Source organism: Mesorhizobium wenxiniae, assembly GCF_002284535.1.
Classification (GTDB): domain Bacteria; phylum Pseudomonadota; class Alphaproteobacteria; order Rhizobiales; family Rhizobiaceae; genus Mesorhizobium; species Mesorhizobium wenxiniae.
Map to the genome: position 1 here is coordinate 1 of NZ_NPKH01000001.1, position 18443 is coordinate 18443.

16 protein-coding genes are annotated in these 18443 nt (G+C 62.4%); 12 read left to right on the forward strand and 4 right to left on the reverse strand.

What is annotated here, in order from left to right:
* Positions 1-77: 77 nt before the first annotated feature.
* From CIT31_RS00005 to CIT31_RS00015, 3 genes are all read right to left on the reverse strand, one after another.
* The gene (locus CIT31_RS00005; protein WP_095517008.1) at positions 78-1799 is read right to left on the reverse strand and encodes a tetratricopeptide repeat protein; all 1722 of its coding nucleotides are present in this window, start codon (positions 1797-1799) and stop codon (positions 78-80) included.
* 130 nt (positions 1800-1929) lie between these two features.
* Positions 1930-2757 (reverse strand): alpha/beta fold hydrolase, encoded by an 828-nt coding sequence (locus tag CIT31_RS00010; protein ID WP_095517154.1) that lies wholly within the window; start codon positions 2755-2757, stop codon positions 1930-1932.
* A gap of 41 nt (positions 2758-2798) precedes the next feature.
* A complete protein-coding gene (locus CIT31_RS00015) occupies positions 2799-3740 on the reverse strand; it encodes a homocysteine S-methyltransferase family protein (protein WP_095517009.1) in 942 nt (313 codons plus the stop codon).
* A gap of 113 nt (positions 3741-3853) precedes the next feature.
* Here CIT31_RS00015 and CIT31_RS00020 point away from each other — a divergent pair, with 113 nt between their 5' ends.
* The 5 genes from CIT31_RS00020 (at position 3854) to trmB (ending at position 9702) form a co-directional block, all read left to right on the forward strand.
* Positions 3854-4900, forward strand: a complete 1047-nt coding sequence (locus CIT31_RS00020) for an AraC family transcriptional regulator (protein WP_245316062.1) — start codon at positions 3854-3856, stop codon at positions 4898-4900.
* A gap of 294 nt (positions 4901-5194) precedes the next feature.
* Complete coding sequence (gene lnt / locus CIT31_RS00025) at positions 5195-6787, forward strand: apolipoprotein N-acyltransferase (RefSeq protein ID WP_095517010.1); 1593 nt, start codon at positions 5195-5197, stop codon at positions 6785-6787.
* A gap of 137 nt (positions 6788-6924) precedes the next feature.
* A complete protein-coding gene (locus tag CIT31_RS00030; protein ID WP_029356958.1) occupies positions 6925-7344 on the forward strand; it encodes a helix-turn-helix domain-containing protein in 420 nt (139 codons plus the stop codon).
* Positions 7345-7699: 355 nt separating this feature from the next.
* The gene (gene metK / locus CIT31_RS00035; protein WP_095517156.1) at positions 7700-8989 is read left to right on the forward strand and encodes a methionine adenosyltransferase; all 1290 of its coding nucleotides are present in this window, start codon (positions 7700-7702) and stop codon (positions 8987-8989) included.
* An 11-nt stretch (positions 8990-9000) separates the two neighbouring features.
* A complete protein-coding gene (gene trmB, locus CIT31_RS00040) occupies positions 9001-9702 on the forward strand; it encodes a tRNA (guanine(46)-N(7))-methyltransferase TrmB (protein WP_095517011.1) in 702 nt (233 codons plus the stop codon).
* 41 nt (positions 9703-9743) lie between these two features.
* On the opposite strand, the gene CIT31_RS00045 is transcribed toward trmB, so the two are convergent.
* Complete coding sequence (locus CIT31_RS00045) at positions 9744-9908, reverse strand: hypothetical protein (RefSeq protein WP_095517012.1); 165 nt, start codon at positions 9906-9908, stop codon at positions 9744-9746.
* Between the two features lie 281 nt (positions 9909-10189).
* Here CIT31_RS00045 and rimP point away from each other — a divergent pair, with 281 nt between their 5' ends.
* The 7 genes from rimP (at position 10190) to corA (ending at position 18393) form a co-directional block, all read left to right on the forward strand.
* Positions 10190-10834, forward strand: coding sequence for a ribosome maturation factor RimP (rimP, locus tag CIT31_RS00050; RefSeq protein ID WP_095517013.1), 645 nt, complete (start codon positions 10190-10192; stop codon positions 10832-10834).
* A gap of 48 nt (positions 10835-10882) precedes the next feature.
* Positions 10883-12478, forward strand: a complete 1596-nt coding sequence (nusA, locus tag CIT31_RS00055) for a transcription termination factor NusA (protein WP_029356954.1) — start codon at positions 10883-10885, stop codon at positions 12476-12478.
* 38 nt (positions 12479-12516) lie between these two features.
* Positions 12517-13167, forward strand: coding sequence for an RNA-binding protein (locus CIT31_RS00060; RefSeq protein ID WP_029356953.1), 651 nt, complete (start codon positions 12517-12519; stop codon positions 13165-13167).
* Complete coding sequence (gene infB / locus CIT31_RS00065) at positions 13164-15731, forward strand: translation initiation factor IF-2 (protein WP_095517014.1); 2568 nt, start codon at positions 13164-13166, stop codon at positions 15729-15731. The genes CIT31_RS00060 and infB overlap by 4 nt, the downstream gene beginning before the upstream one ends.
* Positions 15732-15854: 123 nt before the next feature.
* Complete coding sequence (gene rbfA, locus CIT31_RS00070; protein WP_029356951.1) at positions 15855-16292, forward strand: 30S ribosome-binding factor RbfA; 438 nt, start codon at positions 15855-15857, stop codon at positions 16290-16292.
* Positions 16292-17254: a tRNA pseudouridine(55) synthase TruB gene (truB, locus tag CIT31_RS00075; RefSeq protein ID WP_095517015.1), complete on the forward strand. Its 963-nt coding sequence runs from the start codon at positions 16292-16294 to the stop codon at positions 17252-17254. Before rbfA ends, truB begins: the two co-directional genes overlap by 1 nt.
* Before the next feature lie 44 nt (positions 17255-17298).
* Complete coding sequence (gene corA / locus CIT31_RS00080; protein WP_095517016.1) at positions 17299-18393, forward strand: magnesium/cobalt transporter CorA; 1095 nt, start codon at positions 17299-17301, stop codon at positions 18391-18393.
* The last annotated feature ends 50 nt before the right edge of the window (positions 18394-18443 follow it).

An 18443-nucleotide genomic window follows, 5' to 3' on the forward strand; every position in this document is an offset into this window, starting at 1 on the left:
TCGAAACCATCGAGGCTACAGAATGCAACAACTACTTTGCTAACGCCGGATACGCTTCCGTCAAAACGTGAAAGATTCTAGAGCCGGTCGAGAGAAAGCAGCCCCTCGTCGCCGAGCCAAGCTCGGGCGAATGCCGCCTTCGTGTCGGAGGTCTCTCGGTTTCCTGCTGTCTGCGCATTGAGCAGGCCCCACAACGCCCAACCATTGCGCGGCGTCTCCTGAAGCGCCTTTTCGAAGGCGGCGATCGCTTCTTCTGCGCGACCCTGCTGGAGGAGCACGGCACCGAGTGTCTGTCGCACCGGATAATACCAGTAGGGCGGCTCCATATACGAGATCCCGTCCTGCAGGCGGATCGCTTCATTCAGGTGGCGCTCCGCCTCGACATAGTCGCGCTTGGCTTGTGCGATGCGGGCTTCGACGACAAACTTGGCGATCCCGAGCACGTCCTTTGCAGGGAGATACTGCTCTTCAAGGCCGCTCATGTCGGTTTTGTCGATGATCTGCTCGATCGCTTCTGCTTCAGACGAAGCCGCTTCGAGATTGCCCTTGAAGGCGAGAGCCACACCGCGCGCGTAGTGCCAATAGCCTTTGACGAAGGGGAAGCGGTCACCTGGGTTGGGAAGTGCCAAAATCGTATCCGGATCGCTGAACTGGGCATGCGCGCTGAAAGGCGCGGCCTTGATTGCCTGCACCCATGCCAGTTCCTGCGAGACGTCGTCCGACGTAATCGTGGCGAGCTTCTCCGCTGAGCCGATAACGTCGTCCCGCACGCCCGCCATCTGGGCCGAGAGCATCAGATAGTGGACGTTGTGCGGGTAATAGCCGAAGCGATAGAGAGCACTCGCCGCTTCACCCGACTGTGCCAAGAAGGCTTCGTCCGCCGCGATGGCATCGCGGTTGACAGCAATCGAGTCGGAGTGGCGACCGACCCGCGCATAGATGTGCGCAGGCATGTGTACGAGATGACCTGCCGCCGGCATGGAGCCCCGTAAGCGATCTGCCACGGCTTCCGCGCGCGACGGGTCGGTAGAGGCCTCGACGGCATGGATGTAGAGATGCGCCGCTGCAGGATGCCTCGGATCGATTTCAAGCGCGCGCTCCAGCGCGGCCACGATCTCACCTCCCTGTCCTTTGGGCGTCAGCCCGTCAGCCTCCCAATAGTCCCATGGCTGCAGGTTCATCAGCGCATCGGCATAAAAGACGAGAATGTTGGCATCGTCCGGATAGGCCTTGGCCAAGTTGCCCATGGCTTCCGCCCAAGCCCGGTCGAGCGGCGGCCGGCTCGCCGTGGGGTTGGCGCCGTAACGCTTGGCCAGGGCCTCGATCAGCGCCCGTTCCTTGCCGCCAACGCCGGCCTTCAGCGCTTCGGCCCGCTGGATCGCATCACGGGCAGGGGCTTTCGCCTCTTCGTGCATGGCATCGTTGATATTCGGCCCGAGTACGAAGGCTTCGCCCCAGAAGCACATCGCGCATTCCGGATCGAGCCGCTGGGCCTCCTGAAAGGAGCGCCGCGCCTCGGCGTGGTTGAAGCCCCAGGTGAGCCGCAGGCCTTGGTCGAAATAGGCCTGCGCCTCCTTGCTCTTCGTGGTGATCGGCATCGTGAGGTCGCCGAGCCCTCGGTAGAGCGGCGGTCGTTCGCCTTCGGTCGGATTACTGCTGCCTGCGGCATAGCTGACGCCGGCCTTGAACAACTCGGTCTTGGTCTGCTCATGCGCCGATGCGGTCACGGCAAGCACCGATGTGGCAAGCATCAAAGAACCGGCCAAGGCACGTAACGAGATTATCCTGTTGGACTGCATGTTCTTCTCCTTTCGGTCATAGCTTCCCCGTCGCTGGAGCGATGCCGCGTCCGCGCGAAGAATGGTTGGTGGAGAGAAATACCGGCGCCCGCGGTTGCAGCGGGAGCCTGTTGCCTATGTTTGTCAGCGCCTAGGCGGCTTGTTGGGACGTAGTCCTAGCCTCGACGAACGCAGCGACATCCGAAGCGAAGCGAAGAGGCTCCTCCCAATGGATCGAGTGGCCGGCCCGGTGGTAGAGCGACAGCTCGGCGCCTGGAATCCGGGCGAGGAGCACGTCCTGATCCGAGCGCGGAAAGAATGCATCGGCCGCGCCCCACATGACCAGCGTTGGCGCCCGGATAAGTGTAAGCTCCGCCGTATGGTCGGCGTCCATCATCCCCCTCAATGCGTGCTTCCATACGCGAGCTGGCGTCTTGAGGCTTTCGTCGACGAAGGTTTCAAGAAGCGCGCTCGGGATCGGTTGCGCGAGCGTGCTGCTTTGAAAAGCCAGGGCGAAATCCCTGTCGACGGGATCTGTAAAATGCTCAACCTCCCGCCAGAGCTCATCCACGCTAGCATTGCCCATCGTCGCCGGAAACGAACCCTCGAGGACGAGCCCCGCAACGCGGTCGGCATGATCGATCGCAATCCGCTGCGCGACGAAACTGCCCATCGAGTGGCCGGCGATAACCGCGCGGCCAATGCCCAATTTGTCAAGCAGCGCCACGGCATCTGAAGCGAAATCTCTGGGGGCGTAGCCTTCGGCGGATTTCCCCGCTTCGCCGTGCCCCCTTTGTGTGAACGCGATCGCGCGGACGGAAGCCGGGAACTTCGACAGCACAGGCTCAAACGAACGCCAGCTGTCCGTATATCCGTGCAGGAGCAGCAGCGGCGTCGCGGCGGGATTGCCGTGCTCAACGCATGGCAACCAAAGGCCGTTGTCGAGTGTGATGGTGTATGATCTCAGATTGTCGCTCATGATGTCCTCCTTGAGGGCGATCTCGCCCTGTGTGATCCTTCTCAAGCCGCTTCCAGGCAGTGGATGCAAATCTGTTCAATGTGGCGGTGATCCGTGCCGCAGCAGCCGCCCAGCACGTTGATGTGGCGGAAACGACTGCGGAGGTTGCGATATTGAAGGCCAAGCTCGATCGGGTTCCCATCATCAAGCTCCGCGGCCTGGTCGAGTTCGGCATGACTGCATTTCGATGCGTTCGCCCTTATGCCGCGCAGCCGTCCCGCCCAGCCACCTTCGAGCACACTCTCGAAATGGGTCGGATGGGCGCAGCTGATCATGAAGTACACCGGCCCGTCGGCGGTTGCCCGGTCAACGGTTTCGATGGCGTTCCCAAGCCTTTCCCCGGTCGGCAGACGCCCGTCCGTCTCGACTGTAAAAGAGATGACAACGGGCAGCCCGGCGGCCTGCGCTGCGCGGGTCACGCCGATCGCTTCGTTGGTATTGGTCATGGTGATGGCGGTGACCATATCAACGCCGGATTGCGCAAAGACGCCGATCTGCCGAGCGTGGTAGGCGTTGGCCTCCTTCGGGCTCATCACCTTGCCGGGATCGTAGCCGTCGCCGCGGGGGCCGATGCAGCCGCTGATCACCATCGGCGAGCGTTCGGTTTCCAACGCCGCCTTCATCTCGCGCAGAAGAGCGATGGCCTTTCGGTTGGCCTCGTCGAGCGCCTGCGCGGAATAACCGAGCTTGTCACCCCAGTCGGGGCTCGCCCGCCAGGTGGCGCTTTCCAGGATGAAGCCGGTGCCATTTTCTTTCGCGATGGCCGCGTGCCTGCGATAATAGTTACGCAGGGCTTCCGTCCCTGCCTCGCTTTGGAGGAGATGAAAGGCAGCGAAGTGCGGGAGGTCGAAACCCTCCAGGAACATCAGCGTCGTCTCGATCCCGCCATCGGTTAGAAAGATGTCGCCACTGAGCTGCGGCAGACGATGTCTGAAGTCAGTCATCCTCAATATCCTCTGATCGGAGACAGCATGGATAAGCGCAGTCGCACCCGGCGCGCGGAATCCGTCGCGAGTTCTTCGCGAGGATCTTCATTACTGTCTTGGCGCGATGAGTTATGATGCAGCTTGCGTTCCTTTTGAATGACAGGGACGCCGGTTCTCTTGCCCGATCCGCCGGATTTGAGGTGGCCATGGATGCGCTTCTAGACATCTGCAGGACGATGCACCTTACGGGGGCTGTCTTTCTCGAGGCGGAATTCACCGCGCCCTGGTGTGTGACCTCCCAGGTCGCGCCCGAGGACTGCAGCCCCTTCATGCCGCCGCCGGTCCAGCTGATCGCCTACCATTACGTGACCGCCGGTCGCCTCCTTCTGCAGACGGAGGGGCATGCACCGGTTCCAGTCCAGGCCGGCGAGATCATTTTGATGCCGCGCAACGACGGGCATGTTCTCGGCAGTGCGGCCAATCTCAGGCCGGTCAACGCCCATTTCCTGATCCAGCCTGCAGGAGCAGGGGGAATGGCGCGCATCGTCTACGGAGGCGGTGGCGAGCGGACGCAAATCCTGTGCGGTTATCTCGGCACGAATACGCCCAACACGGCGATCTGCGGTATCTTGCCCAAGATGCTCAAAATTGGCGTGGAGGAGGGCGCTTCTGGCAGCTGGATCGAAAGCTCGTTCCGCTTTGCCGCGCATCAGTTAGCGAAAGGCCGCATCGAGTCGTCGGCCGTGCTTGCCAGGCTTGCCGAACTGCTGTTCGTGGAGGCAGTGCGCCGTTATGTAAAGTCGCTGCCACCAGAGGCGAACGGATGGCTCGCCGGCCTGCGCGATCCCGCGGTGGGGCGGGCGCTTGCACTTCTCCACAGCCGCATGACGCACCGCTGGACCACGGAGGAGCTTGCGCAGGAAATCGGATTATCGCGCTCCGCGTTCGCCGAGAGATTCACGAGCCTCATAGGCGAGCCGCCAATGCGCTACCTGGCGAATTGGCGAATGCAGGTCGCCGCCCAGCGATTGAAGGGCTCCCATGAACCCATCGCCCGTATCGCTTTTGAGGTTGGCTACGAATCGGAAGCCGCGTTCAATCGGGCCTTCAGACGGGCATTCGACATGCCCCCCATGGCTTGGCGCAAACTGCAGTCGGGCGTGAACGCCGTTTCCTGATAAATATGAGGAGCCGTGCGGACGCGAAGTCGCTATGCCGAAGAATCGAGTCTTGTGAAGCGAGCCCTACTGACGCCTGTCGAGGCGGACCACGCTGCATGGCGGCAGGGTTTGCTGCATCCGTAATTGTCTCAATTTCCGCACAAAGCAGCCTGTTCGGGCAACATGGGTAGTGGCAAAATTGGGTCGTGAGCCAAAATTCAATCCGACGCGCTGGCGAAGCGGTCGCCGTTTGGAGCGCGGACCGCGGCCTGATAAATCTTACTCGGTGATTCGCACGACTCGGAAGCATTGATGAAGCGTCTGGCCGGCCAGATAATTCTGCTGTGGGGTTGGCGCCGCACGCTTGTGGCGTTTCTTGCTGGCGCGCTGGCGGTTCTTGCCCAGGCGCCTTACGATTTCTTCGCCGTCTGTTTTATTTCGTTTCCGCTGCTGGTCTGGCTCCTCGACGGCGCGACCGGCGAAGCCTCCGATGGCTGGTTCTGGCGTTTGCGGCCGGCTTTCGCCATCGGCTGGTGGTTCGGCTTCGGCTATTTTCTCGCCGGCCTGTGGTGGATCGGCTCGGCACTTCTGGTCGAGGCCGACAGTTTCGCCTGGGCGCTTCCCTTCGCAGTGGTCGGAATTCCGCTGGCCCTCGCCTTTTTCTACGGCTTCGCAACAGCGGTTGCCCGGCTGCTGTGGAGCAACGACATCGGCCGCATCGCTGCCCTTGCCTTCGGTTTTGGCCTGGCGGAATGGCTGCGCGATTTTCTGTTCACCGGGTTCCCGTGGAATGCCGTCGGCTACGCGGCGATGCCGGTGCCTTTGCTTATGCAGAGCGTGTCGGTAACCGGCATGGTCGGCATGAACGCGCTGGCGGTCTTCGTCTTTGCATTGCCGGCCCTGCTTGCGGCGCGCCGGCATGTCCGCCTGGGAGCTGCATTGCTTGCCGTTCTCGTCGCGGCCCATGTCGGCTTCGGCTATATCCGGCTTGCTATTCCCGAAAAGCCGGCGGAGCGCGGCCTCGACGTCCGCATTGTCCAGCCGGCTGTCGACCTCAGCGAGAAGTGGGACGCTTCGGTGCCCGACCGGATCTTCGCTACGCTGATGGGGCTTTCGGCCAAGGCGCCGGAGGCCGGCCATGACAAGCCGCAATTGATCCTGTGGCCGGAAACCTCCGTGCCGTTTTTTTTCGCCGAACGTCCCGATGCGCTGACCGCGCTGGGAGAGATGCTTGACGACCGCCAGATGCTGATCGCCGGCGTCGTCCGGGAGGAGGGCGGCTCGGCGGCAGATGCCGACAGGCGGTACTACAATTCGGTGGTGGCGATCGACGACAAGGGCGAAATCGCAGATGCTGTCGACAAGGTTCATCTGGTGCCCTTTGGCGAGTATCTGCCTCTTGCCGACCTTCTTGGCCGCTTCGGGCTCAAACAGCTCGTCGCCGGGCCGACGACCTACGCGGCCGGCAATGAGCGGCATCCGATTGCGCTGTCCGGCGGCATCCGCGTGCTTCCGTTCATTTGCTATGAAGTCATCTTTCCCGATCTGGTGGCGATTGACGCTACGTCAGCCGAGCTTATTGTGAATGTCACGAACGACGCGTGGTTCGGTGACACGCCGGGTCCGTACCAGCATTTCAGGCAGGCGCAGATTCGTGCTGTGGAGAACGGGGTGCCCTTGTTGCGCGCGGCCAATAACGGCATCTCCGCTGTCGTCGATCCGCGCGGGCGCATCCTCGACGCGCTGGCGATCGACGCACGCGGAGCCATCGATGTACATGTGCCGATTTCCGATCAAGCCATCGTTTCTTCCCGCCAAAGACGCATTAACGGACTGATGATCTTATTGCTGTTTGCGCTGGCCGCTTTCACATCGAATGTAAGGCAAAAGCTACGGGCGAATTGACAGTCGACACATTAGAAACTCATACTGTAACGGCCTGAAATTTCTCGAAGTCGGTACGTCGTTGTGTTGGGGCACCGGCCGCCGGCTTCGTTTGGGCAGAAAAACACAAAAAGCCGGAAAAATTCGGCGAGGAAAAAATGGCAGAAGAAAACAAGAAGAAGCCGAATCCTATCGACATTCATGTCGGAAGTCGCATCAGGCTTCGTCGCAATATGTTGGGAATGAGTCAGGAGAAGCTGGGCGAGAACCTCGGCATAACTTTTCAGCAGATACAGAAATACGAAAAGGGGACCAATCGCGTTGGTGCCAGCCGTTTGCAGGCAATCGCCTCGATACTCGGCGTTCCTGTCGCTTTCTTTTTCGAGGATGCGCCGGGCCAGGAGACCGTGGGCAACCGCGGATTTGCCGAGGATACATCAATGGCTTTTGCCGTCGAATTCTGCGGCAGTCCTGAAGGTCTTCAACTCAACCGGGCCTTCGTCAAGATCGCCGACGTGAAGATACGCCGCAAGATCATCGAGCTTGTGAAGGCCCTTTCCACCGACGAAGTCGATTGATTGGGCCGATTGATTTGGCCGTTGAAAACCCGGAAATGGCGAGGCCGTCATAGCGGGGCAGGCAATTTTCGCGATCTCGCGCACCGTGGAATTTACATCCCATAGGCATGCCGGAGAGCGGATCGATTTTACTCGACACCCATGCTCAAAGTCTTTTTCATCAACGTGCTGAAGCTAAGCAACGTGTTGGAGCAAAGCGCGCTTGCGGCATCCTGCCACCGGTCACAGTGGTAGAAGATAATAGCGCGATTTTCTTACCAGAATGGCCGCACCGCTTGACGAGCGCCGCCCGGCACAGCTAACACGTGGCGCGCCAATCGGCAGCGTGCCGATATTTTTTCAAGAGGGGACACCCGTGACGCGGCAAAACTATTTATTCACCTCGGAATCCGTTGCCGAGGGTCATCCCGACAAGGTCTGCGACCGTATCTCCGACGAGATTGTCGATCTGGTCTATCGCGAGGCCAGAAAGACCGGCATGGACCCCTGGAAGGTCCGCGTCGCCTGTGAGACGCTGGCGACCACGAATCGCGTCGTGATCGCCGGCGAGGTCCGCGTCCCCGAGACCCTGCTCAAGAAGGACAAGGCCGGCAACATCCTGATGGATGCCGCCGGTCATCCGCTCGTCAATCCGGCGAAGTTCAAGTCGGCCGCCCGCAAGGCGATCCGCGAGATCGGCTATGAGCAGGCCGGTTTCCACTGGAAGACAGCAAAGATCGAGGTTCTGCTGCACGGCCAGTCGCCGGATATCGGGCAAGGCGTCGACAACGCCTCCGACCGGCAAGGCGAGGAAGGCGCCGGCGACCAGGGCATCATGTTCGGCTATGCCTGCCGCGAGACGCCGGATCTGATGCCGGCGCCGATCTACTACAGCCACAAGATCCTCGAATTGCTGTCCGCCGCGCGCCATGAGGGCAACGGCGATGCCGGCCGGCTCGGGCCGGACGCCAAGAGCCAGGTGACCGTCCGTTATATCGACGGCAAGGCGGCGGAAGTGACGCAAATCGTGCTGTCCACCCAGCATCTCGACGCCAGCTGGGATTCGAAGAAGGTCCGCAATGTCGTCGAACCCTATATTCGCGAGGCGCTCGGCGAGCTGAAGATCGCCGACAGCTGCAACTGGTACATAAACCCGACGGGCAAGTTCGTCATCGGCGGGCCAGACGGCGACGCCGGCCTGACCGGGCGCAAGATCATCGTCGACACTTACGGCGGTGCTGCGCCCCATGGCGGCGGTGCTTTTTCCGGCAAGGACACCACCAAAGTCGACCGTTCCGCAGCCTATGCGGCACGCTATCTCGCCAAGAATGTGGTGGCCGCCAAGCTCGCCGATCGCTGCACCATCCAGCTTTCCTATGCCATTGGCGTCGCCCAGCCGCTGTCTGTCTATGTTGACCTGCACGGCACCGGCAAGGTCGATGAGGCAAAGCTCGAGCAGGCGCTGCGCACCGTGATGGACCTGTCGCCGTCCGGCATCCGCCGCCACCTCGATCTCAACAAGCCGATCTACGCGAAGACGTCGTCCTATGGCCATTTCGGCCGCAAGGCCGGCCGTGACGGGTCCTTCTCCTGGGAAAAGACCGACCTCGCCAAGGCGCTCAAGGATGCACTCGCCGAAGCGCCCGCCGAAGCAGTCGCGGCCTAGCCGCGGCGTCCATGCATCCGAAAGACCGGCCAAGCCGTGCGACCGAAGCATTTTTCGGTCGCCGGCGCGGCAAGACCATCCGTCCGCAGCAGGCGGCGGCACTGGAAAGCGGCTTCAGCACCTACCGGCTCGATCTGACGGCCGGACGGCCGGCCGAATTGCGCAGCCTGTTCGAAGCCGATGTCTGCGCCATTCATCTCGAAATTGGTTTCGGCGGCGGCGAGCACCTGCTGCATCGGGCGACGGCGGCTCCTGAAACTGGTTTTGTCGGCGTCGAACCTTTCGTCAACGGCATGGCCAAGATGATGATGGCCGTCAGGGAACGGCCGCTTGCCAATCTTCGCGTCTATGACGACGACGCCACGCGCCTGCTCGACTGGCTCCCGCAAGCCTCGCTCGACGGCATCGACCTTCTCTATCCCGATCCCTGGCCGAAGAAGAAACACTGGAAGCGACGCTTCGTCAGTTCCGTCAATCTCGACCGTTTCGCGCGCGTCCTGAAGTCAGGCGGAAAATTCCGCTTTGCTTCCGATATCGATAGCTATGTGAACTGGACGCTGCTGCATTGCCGGGTACATGATGCGTTTGCGTGGCAGGCTGAAGAGGCCGCCGACTGGCATCGGCCTTATGAGGGTTGGCCCGGTACGCGCTACGAGGCGAAGGCCATTCGCGAAGGCCGGCGGCCGGCCTATCTCACCTTCGTCCGGAGATAGTCCTACTCAGCAGCGCGCGTCCTCGCGCTGCGTCGGCGGTCTTAGAAGCGGCCGATCTTGTTGAAGGCGGCCGGATCCATGCCGAGATTGCGCAGATCGCGCGCGCGTGGCTTGCGGCCGGCTTCGACCGCGTGCGACGCGGCGACGGCGCTGCCGAACACGGTGAAAAAATCGCCGATGGCCGAGAAAACTTTGCGGTTGGTCATGATTATGCCCTTTCGCCTGCTGCGATGCGTGATTGAATTTGTGCAGCGCAACATAGATAGGCGCTTTCGCCTGATATCACAGGGACGTTGCCGCATGGCCGCCATGCGCCCTATGCAACGCTGCCCCCGGCACTTTCACCATACCTGCATGCGGACTTGAAACGGCGGCCGCGATCGTCTATATCAAGCTCAAATTCTTGGTCGGTATGGCGAAGAGTGGGTCCACCCGGTCCCGCTCTTTTTTGTTACCTTCCGACCGCCGATGAAGCGACAGGAATCGAATGACTGCAACGGTACCCGACAGCGACGACCGCATCATCCGCGAAAGCGGCATCGATGCGCGCATCGCGCTGATCGTGCAGCCGGTGTTGCGTGCCATCGGCTTCCGCCTAGTCAGGGTGCATCTGACGGGCCAGAACGGGCTGACGCTGCAGATCATGGCCGAGCGCGAGGACGGCACCATGACCGTCGAGGATTGCGAAGAGGTCAGCCGGGCGGTGTCGCCTGCGCTCGATGTCGATGATCCGATCGAAAAGGCATATCATCTCGAAGTTTCGTCGCCGGGTATCGACCGGCCGTTGGTCCGCAAGTCGGATTTCGCGACCTGGACGGGTCATTTGGTGAAGATGGAAACCTCGGTCCTTGTCGCCGACCGCAAGCGCTTCAAGGGCAAGATCGTCGAGAGCGACGCGGACGGCGTGCTGATCGAGCGCGACAAGGCGGCCTATGGCGAAGAGCCGACGGTGCGTGTGCCCTACGATGCGATTGCCGAGGCACGGCTGATCCTGACCGATGACCTTATCCGCGACGCGCTGTCGAAAGACAACAGGGCGCGCAAGGAAGCCAAGAAGCGCCGCGGCGAACCCGAAGACGCGCCAGAGGGCGCAGAAGCGGGCGCGGAAGATGAAACCGAACAGGAAATGTGATTGGGCTGCCGGGCGCAAAGGCTCGGCAACAAGCTCGGGAGAAAAACGATGGTTGTAAGCGCCAACAGGCTTGAACTGCTGCAGATCGCCGACGCGGTCGCGCGTGAAAAGTCGATCGACAAGTCGATCGTCATCGCTGCCATGGCCGATGCGATCCAGAAGGCTGCGCGCTCGCGCTATGGCCAGGAAACCAACATCCGTGCCGACATCAATCCGAATACCGGCGAGATGAAGCTGCAGCGGCTGATGGAAGTGGTCGAGAAAGTCGACGACTATGCGACGCAGATCGCCATTTCCTCCGCGCGCGAGCGCAATCCCGACGCCCAGCTCGGCGACTTCATTGCCGAACAGCTGCCGCCGATGGATTTCGGCCGCATCGCCGCCCAGTCGGCCAAGCAGGTCATCGTGCAGAAGGTGCGCGAGGCCGAGCGCGACCGCCAGTATGACGAGTACAAGGACCGCATCGGCGAGATCGTCAACGGCACCGTCAAGCGCGTCGAATACGGCAACGTCATCGTCGATCTCGGCCGCGGCGAGGCGATCATCCGCCGCGACGAGCTGATCCCGCGCGAGAACTACAAATATGGCGATCGCGTCCGCGCCTATGTCTACGACGTGCGCCGCGAGCAGCGTGGTCCGCAGATATTCCTGTCGCGCACCCATCCGCAGTTCATGGCGAAGCTGTTCACCATGGAAGTACCGGAAATCTACGACGGCATCATCGAGATCAAGTCGGTCGCCCGCGATCCGGGTTCGCGGGCCAAGATCGCCGTCATCTCGCGTGACAGTTCCATCGATCCTGTCGGCGCCTGCGTCGGCATGCGCGGCAGCCGCGTTCAGGCGGTGGTCGGCGAATTGCAGGGCGAGAAGATCGACATCATTCCGTGGTCGCCTTCGGCTGCTTCCTTCATCGTCAACGCGCTGCAGCCAGCGGAAGTCGCCAAGGTCGTGCTTGACGAGGATGCCGAACGCATCGAAGTCGTGGTGCCGGACGACCAGCTGTCGCTGGCCATCGGCCGCCGGGGCCAGAACGTCCGGCTCGCCTCGCAGCTCACCGGCTGGGATATCGATATCCTGACCGAGCAGGAAGAGAGCGAGCGCCGCCAGAAGGAGTTCGTCGAACGCTCGGCGCTGTTCATGGATGCGCTCAACGTCGACGAGATGGTCGGCCAGGTGCTCGCCTCCGAAGGCTTTACCAGCGTCGAGGAAGTCGCCTATGTCGATGCCGACGAGATCGCGTCGATCGACGGCTTCGACGAGGACACCGCCTCGGAAATCCAGGCCCGCGCCCGCGAGTATCTGGAGAAGATCGAAGCCGAGCATGACGAGAAGCGCAAGGCGCTGGGCGTCAAGGACGAGTTGCGTGAGATTCCTGGCGTGACCACCGCCATGATGGTGACGCTCGGCGAGGACGGCGTGAAGACGATCGAGGATTTCGCCGGCTATGCGGCCGATGACCTGACCGGCTGGAAAGAACGCAAGGACGGCGAGACGAAGGTGTTCCCCGGCGTGCTCGCCAGTCACGGCGTGTCGCGCGCCGATGCCGAGCAGATGGTTCTGGCCGCCCGCCTCAAGGCCGGCTGGATCACCGAAGACGAGCTTGCAGCCGAAGACGTGCCGGCTGACGAAGCCGTTGGTGCGTGAGGTGAAACCGCATCGCACACAACCCGCCCTTGGACGAGATGAACGATCGCACTTGCATCGTCACGCGCAGACAGGCCGAACCGGATGAATTGATCCGCTTCGTCGTCGGCCCGGATTCGGCCGTCGTTCCGGATATCAAGAAAAACCTGCCCGGCCGCGGTTGCTGGGTGACGGCCGACCGCCTACATATCGACAAGGCGGCAGCGAAAAACCTGTTCGCTCGCGCCTTCAAGGCGCAGGTGACTGTGCCGACCGATCTCGGCGGCATGGTTGACGGGCTGCTTTCCAGATCCGCTCTGGGCATGCTCGGTCTTGCCCGCAAGGCAGGTGCGATCGCGCTCGGCGCCACCAAGGTCGAGAGCGCGGTGCGTGGTGGGCTGGCGCTTTTCGTGTTGCATGCGACCGAAGCGTCAGATGACGGCGTCCGCAAGATCCGCCAGGCGCGACGGGCAACCGTCCACCTTGGCGGCCCCGCCATCCTCGCCTACAAACTTTTCTCCGAGGCCGAGTTGAGCTTGGCATTGGGGGGTACAAATGTGATACATGCTGCCGTTCTCGCGGGAGACGCGGGCAGGGCGGTCCAGAAGCGCATGGTTGCGCTCGACCGGTATCGGGGCGGTTCCCCGGACGATCTGGCAATGCTTGCGGCCGTTGCTGACGAAGATGATGCCGCAGAGGATATGGAATGAGCGATACGAAATCGGGCGACGACAAGACGTTGAGTGTGACGCCGAAGAAGACCTTGACGCTGAAGCGCCCCGGTACGGAACAGGGCACCGTGCGCCAAAGCTTCTCGCATGGCCGCACCAAGGCGGTCGTGGTCGAGACTAAGAAGCGCAAGTTCTCGCTGCCCGGCGACAAGCCGGAGCCGGCCGCTGCCCCTGTGTCCGTGTTCACGCCGAAGCCGCCGGTCGCGGCAGCGCCCGTTGTGCAGCAAGCGCCCAAGGCGCCGCCGCCTCCGCCGCCGGTCGAACGCGGCGGCATGGTGCTGAACGAATTGTCGCGCAATGAGATGGAGGCGCGCCGCCGGGCCCTTGAGGGTTCGAAGGTGCGCGATGTCGAGGATCGCCAACGCGCCATCGACGAGGCCAAGCGCCGCGCCGAGGATGAAGAGCGCCGCCGTCGCGAGCGCGAGGAATCCGCGCGCCGCCAGGCCGAGGAAGAAGCCCGGCTGCAGGCCGAGGCCGAGTCCCGCCGGCGTGCCGAGGAAGAGGCGCGTCGCCGCGCGCCGCTGGCCGCCGAACTGGCGACAGTCGACGACGAGGACATCAAGCCGAAGCGGACCGGCGCCGGTGCCCCGGTGCGCCGTCCGGTCACGCCCGAAGTGGCACGCCCGGCTAAGCCGACCAAAGGCGAGGAAGATCGCCGCCGCGGCAAGCTGACGCTGAATGCCGCACTTTCCGATGAGGATGCGCGTGCGCGTTCGCTGTCGTCGATGCGTCGGCGCCAGGAGAAATTCAAGCGCGCGCTGCATAACGAACCGCGCGAGAAAGTCATGCGCGAAGTGATACTGCCCGAAACCATCACCATCCAGGAACTGGCGCAGCGCATGTCCGAGCGCGCCGTCGATGTGGTCAAGTTCTTCATGAAACAGGGCCAAATCCTGAAGCCGGGCGACGTCATCGACGCCGACACGGCCGAACTGGTCGCCACCGAATTCGGCCACACGGTTCGCCGCGTCGCCGAGTCCGACATTGAGGAAGGCCTCTTCAACATCGCCGATCGTCCCGAAGATCTCGAGCCGCGTCCGCCGGTGGTGACCATCATGGGCCATGTCGACCACGGCAAGACGTCTTTGCTCGATGCCATCCGTAATGCAAATGTCGTGTCCGGCGAGGCCGGCGGCATCACCCAACATATCGGCGCCTATCAGGTCGAGAAGAGCGGTCACAAGATCACCTTCATCGACACGCCCGGCCACGCCGCCTTCACGGCGATGCGCGCCCGCGGCGCTCAGGCTACAGACATCGCCATCCTCGTGGTGGCGGCCGACGATAGCGTGATGCCGCAGACGATCGAATCGATCAGCCATGCCAAGGCGGCGGGCGTTCCGATCATCGTGGCGATCAACAAGATCGACAAGCATGACGCCGACCCTCAGAAGGTGCGCTCGGAACTGCTGCGCCACGAAGTCTTCGTCGAATCGATGGGTGGCGAGGTGCTGGACGTCGAAGTGTCGGCGACCAAGGGCACCAATCTCGACAAGCTGCTCGAAGCGATCCTGCTGCAGGCCGAAATCCTCGATCTGAAGGCCAATCCGGACCGCACCGCCGAGGGCGTCGTCATCGAAGCCCAGCTCGACAAGGGCCGCGGCCCCGTCGCCACCGTGCTGGTCCAGACCGGCACGCTGATGCCCGGCGATATCCTCGTTGCCGGCAACGAATGGGGCCGGGTGCGCGCGCTGGTCAACGACCGCGGCGGGCAAATCAAGGAAGCGCCGCCGGCGATGCCGGTGGAGGTGCTCGGTCTGCAAGGAACCCCGCAGGCCGGCGACCGCTTCGCCGTGGTCAACAATGAAGCCCGCGCCCGCGAGATCACCGAATATCGTCAGCGTCTGGCGCGCGAGAAGGCGGTGGCCAAGCATGCCGGCCAGCGTGGCTCGCTCGAACAGATGATGTCGCAACTGCAGACGAGCGGGCTGAAGGAATTCCCGCTGGTCATCAAGGGCGACGTGCAGGGCTCGATCGAGGCGATCAACGCGGCGCTGGACAAGCTCGGCACCGACGAGGTGCGTGCGCGCATCGTCCATGCGGGCGCCGGCGGCATCACCGAAAGCGATGTGTCGCTGGCGGAAACCTCGGGTGCCGCAATCATCGGCTTCAACGTCCGCGCCAATGTGCAGGCGCGCGCGGCTGCCGCGGCTGCAGGCATCGAGATCCGCTACTACTCGATCATATATAATCTCGTCGATGACGTGAAGGCGGCGCTGTCGGGCCTGCTGTCGCCGGAGCGTCGCGAGACCTTCATCGGCAATGCGGAGATCCTCGAGATCTTCGACATCACCAAGGTCGGCAAGATCGCCGGCTGCCGTGTCACCGAAGGCAAGGTCGAGCGCGGTGCGGGCGTTCGCCTGATCCGCGACAATGTCGTCATCCACGAAGGCACGCTGAAGACCCTGAAGCGCTTCAAGGACGAAGTGGCGGAGGTCCCGGGTGGCCAGGAATGCGGCATGGCCTTCCAGAACTACGAGGACATGCGCGTCGGCGACGTCATCGAGTGCTTCCGCGTCGAGATGGTGACCAGGACGCTCTGAGTTCGAGCGTCTTGAGTTGAGCATCTACTGAGACCGGGCGGTGGTCGAAAGGCTGCCGCCCAAAGCATATGAGACATGCGGCGCGGTCCCATCCCGTGCCTCACGATTTCAGGATAGAGAAAAATGCCCCGTTCAACCACGTCAGGCCCATCCCAGCGCATGCTGCGCGTCGGCGAACAAGTGCGCCACGCGCTGTCGGAAACCTTGCAGCGTGGCGAGATCCTCGATCCGTTGATCGAGAACGCAGTGGTTTCGGTCTCGGAAGTGCGCATGTCGCCCGATCTGAAGATAGCCACCGCCTTCGTGTCGCCGCTCGGCGCTGGCGATGCCGATGCGGTGGTCGAGGCGCTCAACAAGCACGCGAAATTCGTGCGCGGCCGCGTTTCCGGCGCGCTTCGGCAGATGAAGTACATGCCCGAGTTCCGCTTCCGGCTCGACACCAGCTACGACAATTTCCAGAAGATCAACGAATTGCTGCACTCGCCCGAAGTGGCGCGCGATCTCGGCCCAGACGCCCAGATTGGCGACCAGAACAAAGGCAACTACAAGGACGAAAAATAGTGGCGCGTCGCGGCAAGAAGAAGGGTCGGCCGATCTCCGGCTGGCTAGTGCTCGACAAGCCGGTCGGCATGGGTTCGACCGAGGCTGTCTCCAAGATCAAATGGTTGTTCCAGGCGGAAAAGGCCGGCCATGCCGGCACGCTCGACCCGCTCGCTTCCGGCATGCTGCCGATTGCGCTCGGTGAAGCGACCAAGACGGTGCCCTATGTCCAGGATGGCGCCAAGGTCTACCGCTTCACGGTTGCCTGGGGTGAGGAGCGTTCGACCGATGACCTCGAAGGGCCGGTGACGAAAAGCTCCGACCAGCGTCCGGCTGAAGCCGATGTGCTTTTGCTGATGCCGAAATACACCGGCGTCATCATGCAGACGCCGCCGCAGTTTTCGGCCATCAAGATCGCAGGCGAGCGCGCCTATGACCTTGCCCGCGACGGCGCGACGGTTGACATCCCGGCGCGGGAAGTCGAGATCGGCCGTCTCGACCTGATCGACCACAATGCTGATCGCACCATTTTCGAGGTCGAATGCGGCAAGGGCACCTATGTGCGCTCGCTGGCCCGCGACATGGGCCGCGACCTCGGCTGTTTCGGTCACATCGCCGAGCTGCGCCGAATCGAAGTCGAGCCGTTCACGCAGGAAGACTTCGTCACCATCGCCGAGCTGGAAACCGCGCGCTTCGGCGGCCAGGGCGATGAACGTTCGGATTCAGCGGACACGGTGCCGGTCGATTTCGACGCCATCGACGCGCTTCTGGTCGACACATCAGCCGCGCTCGACTGCCTGCCGCAGATCGCGATCAGCGACGACGCTGCAACAAAAATCCGCCTCGGCAATCCGGTCATCATCCGTGGCCGCGACGCGCCAGTGGAAGCCGAGGAAGCCTGCGCTACGGCGCGCGGCAAGCTGGTCGCCATCGGCGCCATCGAGCAAGGCATGTTCAAGCCGAAGCGGGTCTTTGCCGGGTGAGTCCCGTCGTCTAATCTCGATCAGACGCAGCATCCGAGGGGCACATGGCAAAGGCCGAGACAATCAAGAAGCGGGCGCCGGTGACTGCAAGGCGGCCGCCGGTCGGCGCATCACCCGGCACACTGATCGCCGACCCGGCGGCGCGGCGCAGCGAACTGCGACTGACACTGATGTCGCCCGACAAATTCGAGACAATCGAAAATGCCAGCATCGACGACGTCAACGCTCATTGCCACGCATGGCCGGTCATTTGGCTCGATTGCACCGGTCTCGCCAACATCCCGCTGATTGAGGAGATCGGCCGGATTTTCAGCCTGCATCCGCTGGCGCTGGAAGACGTCGTCAACACCGGTCAGAGGCCGAAGGTGGATTTCTTTGAGGACCATGCCTTCGTCGTCGTCAGGATGATCGACGACGTCACCGCGCATCGTTACGAGCAGATCGCGGTCTTCTTCGGCAGGAACTTCGTCGTCACCTTTCAGGAGCGCGAAGGCGATCCGTTCGATCCCGTGCGCAAGCGCATCGAAAGCTCGATGCCCAACCGGCTGCGCGCACGCGACGCTGACTATCTCGCCTATGCGCTGATCGACGCCATTGTCGACAGCTATTTCCCGCCGATCGAGACTGCCGGCGAATTGGTCGACAGCATCGAGGACCAGATGCTGCGCGCGGCGGACAAGCACCAGATGCGGCGGCTTCACGAGTTGCGGCGCGACGCCAATGTGCTGAAGGGGGTACTTTGGCCGATGCGCGATGCGCTGGCGACGCTGATCCGCAACGACGTGTCCTACGTGAAGCCCGAGACCAAGATCTTCCTGAACGACACGCTCGATCACTCGCTTCGGCTCATCGAACTGGTCGAGACCCAGCGCGACATGCTGACCGGTCTGATCGAGATGCATGTGTCGCTGAGCCAGGCACGCACCAGTGATGTCATTAGCTATCTGACGATCGTCTCGGTGATCTTCATCCCGCTCACCTTTCTCGCTGGCGTGTGGGGCATGAACTTCGATCCCGAAACCTCGCCATGGAACATGCCGGAGCTGAAGGCACAATACGGCTATCCGGCGGCGCTCGTGTTCATGGCCGTTGTCGCGCTCGGGCTTGTCGCTTTCTTCAGATGGAAGAAGTGGCTTTAGCCGAAGGGAAATCTTCGTTTATGCAGCAAAAAGCCGGCTTGTGAATTGGG

Bases quoted from the DNA above. Each gene is read 5' to 3' on its own strand.
- CIT31_RS00060 (WP_029356953.1), top strand. From the start codon at position 12,517: ATGAACGATCGCACTTGCATCGTCACGCGCAGACAGGCCGAACCGGAT.
- CIT31_RS00020 (WP_245316062.1), top strand. From the start codon at position 3,854: ATGATGCAGCTTGCGTTCCTTTTGAATGACAGGGACGCCGGTTCTCTT.
- corA (WP_095517016.1), top strand. From the start codon at position 17,299: ATGGCAAAGGCCGAGACAATCAAGAAGCGGGCGCCGGTGACTGCAAGG.
- CIT31_RS00045 (WP_095517012.1), bottom strand. From the start codon at position 9,908: ATGACCAACCGCAAAGTTTTCTCGGCCATCGGCGATTTTTTCACCGTG.
- infB (WP_095517014.1), top strand. From the start codon at position 13,164: ATGAGCGATACGAAATCGGGCGACGACAAGACGTTGAGTGTGACGCCG.
- rbfA (WP_029356951.1), top strand. From the start codon at position 15,855: ATGCCCCGTTCAACCACGTCAGGCCCATCCCAGCGCATGCTGCGCGTC.
- trmB (WP_095517011.1), top strand. From the start codon at position 9,001: ATGCATCCGAAAGACCGGCCAAGCCGTGCGACCGAAGCATTTTTCGGT.
- CIT31_RS00030 (WP_029356958.1), top strand. From the start codon at position 6,925: ATGGCAGAAGAAAACAAGAAGAAGCCGAATCCTATCGACATTCATGTC.
- CIT31_RS00015 (WP_095517009.1), bottom strand. From the start codon at position 3,740: ATGACTGACTTCAGACATCGTCTGCCGCAGCTCAGTGGCGACATCTTT.
- nusA (WP_029356954.1), top strand. From the start codon at position 10,883: ATGGTTGTAAGCGCCAACAGGCTTGAACTGCTGCAGATCGCCGACGCG.
- CIT31_RS00010 (WP_095517154.1), bottom strand. From the start codon at position 2,757: ATGAGCGACAATCTGAGATCATACACCATCACACTCGACAACGGCCTT.
- lnt (WP_095517010.1), top strand. From the start codon at position 5,195: ATGAAGCGTCTGGCCGGCCAGATAATTCTGCTGTGGGGTTGGCGCCGC.
- CIT31_RS00005 (WP_095517008.1), bottom strand. From the start codon at position 1,799: ATGCAGTCCAACAGGATAATCTCGTTACGTGCCTTGGCCGGTTCTTTG.
- rimP (WP_095517013.1), top strand. From the start codon at position 10,190: ATGACTGCAACGGTACCCGACAGCGACGACCGCATCATCCGCGAAAGC.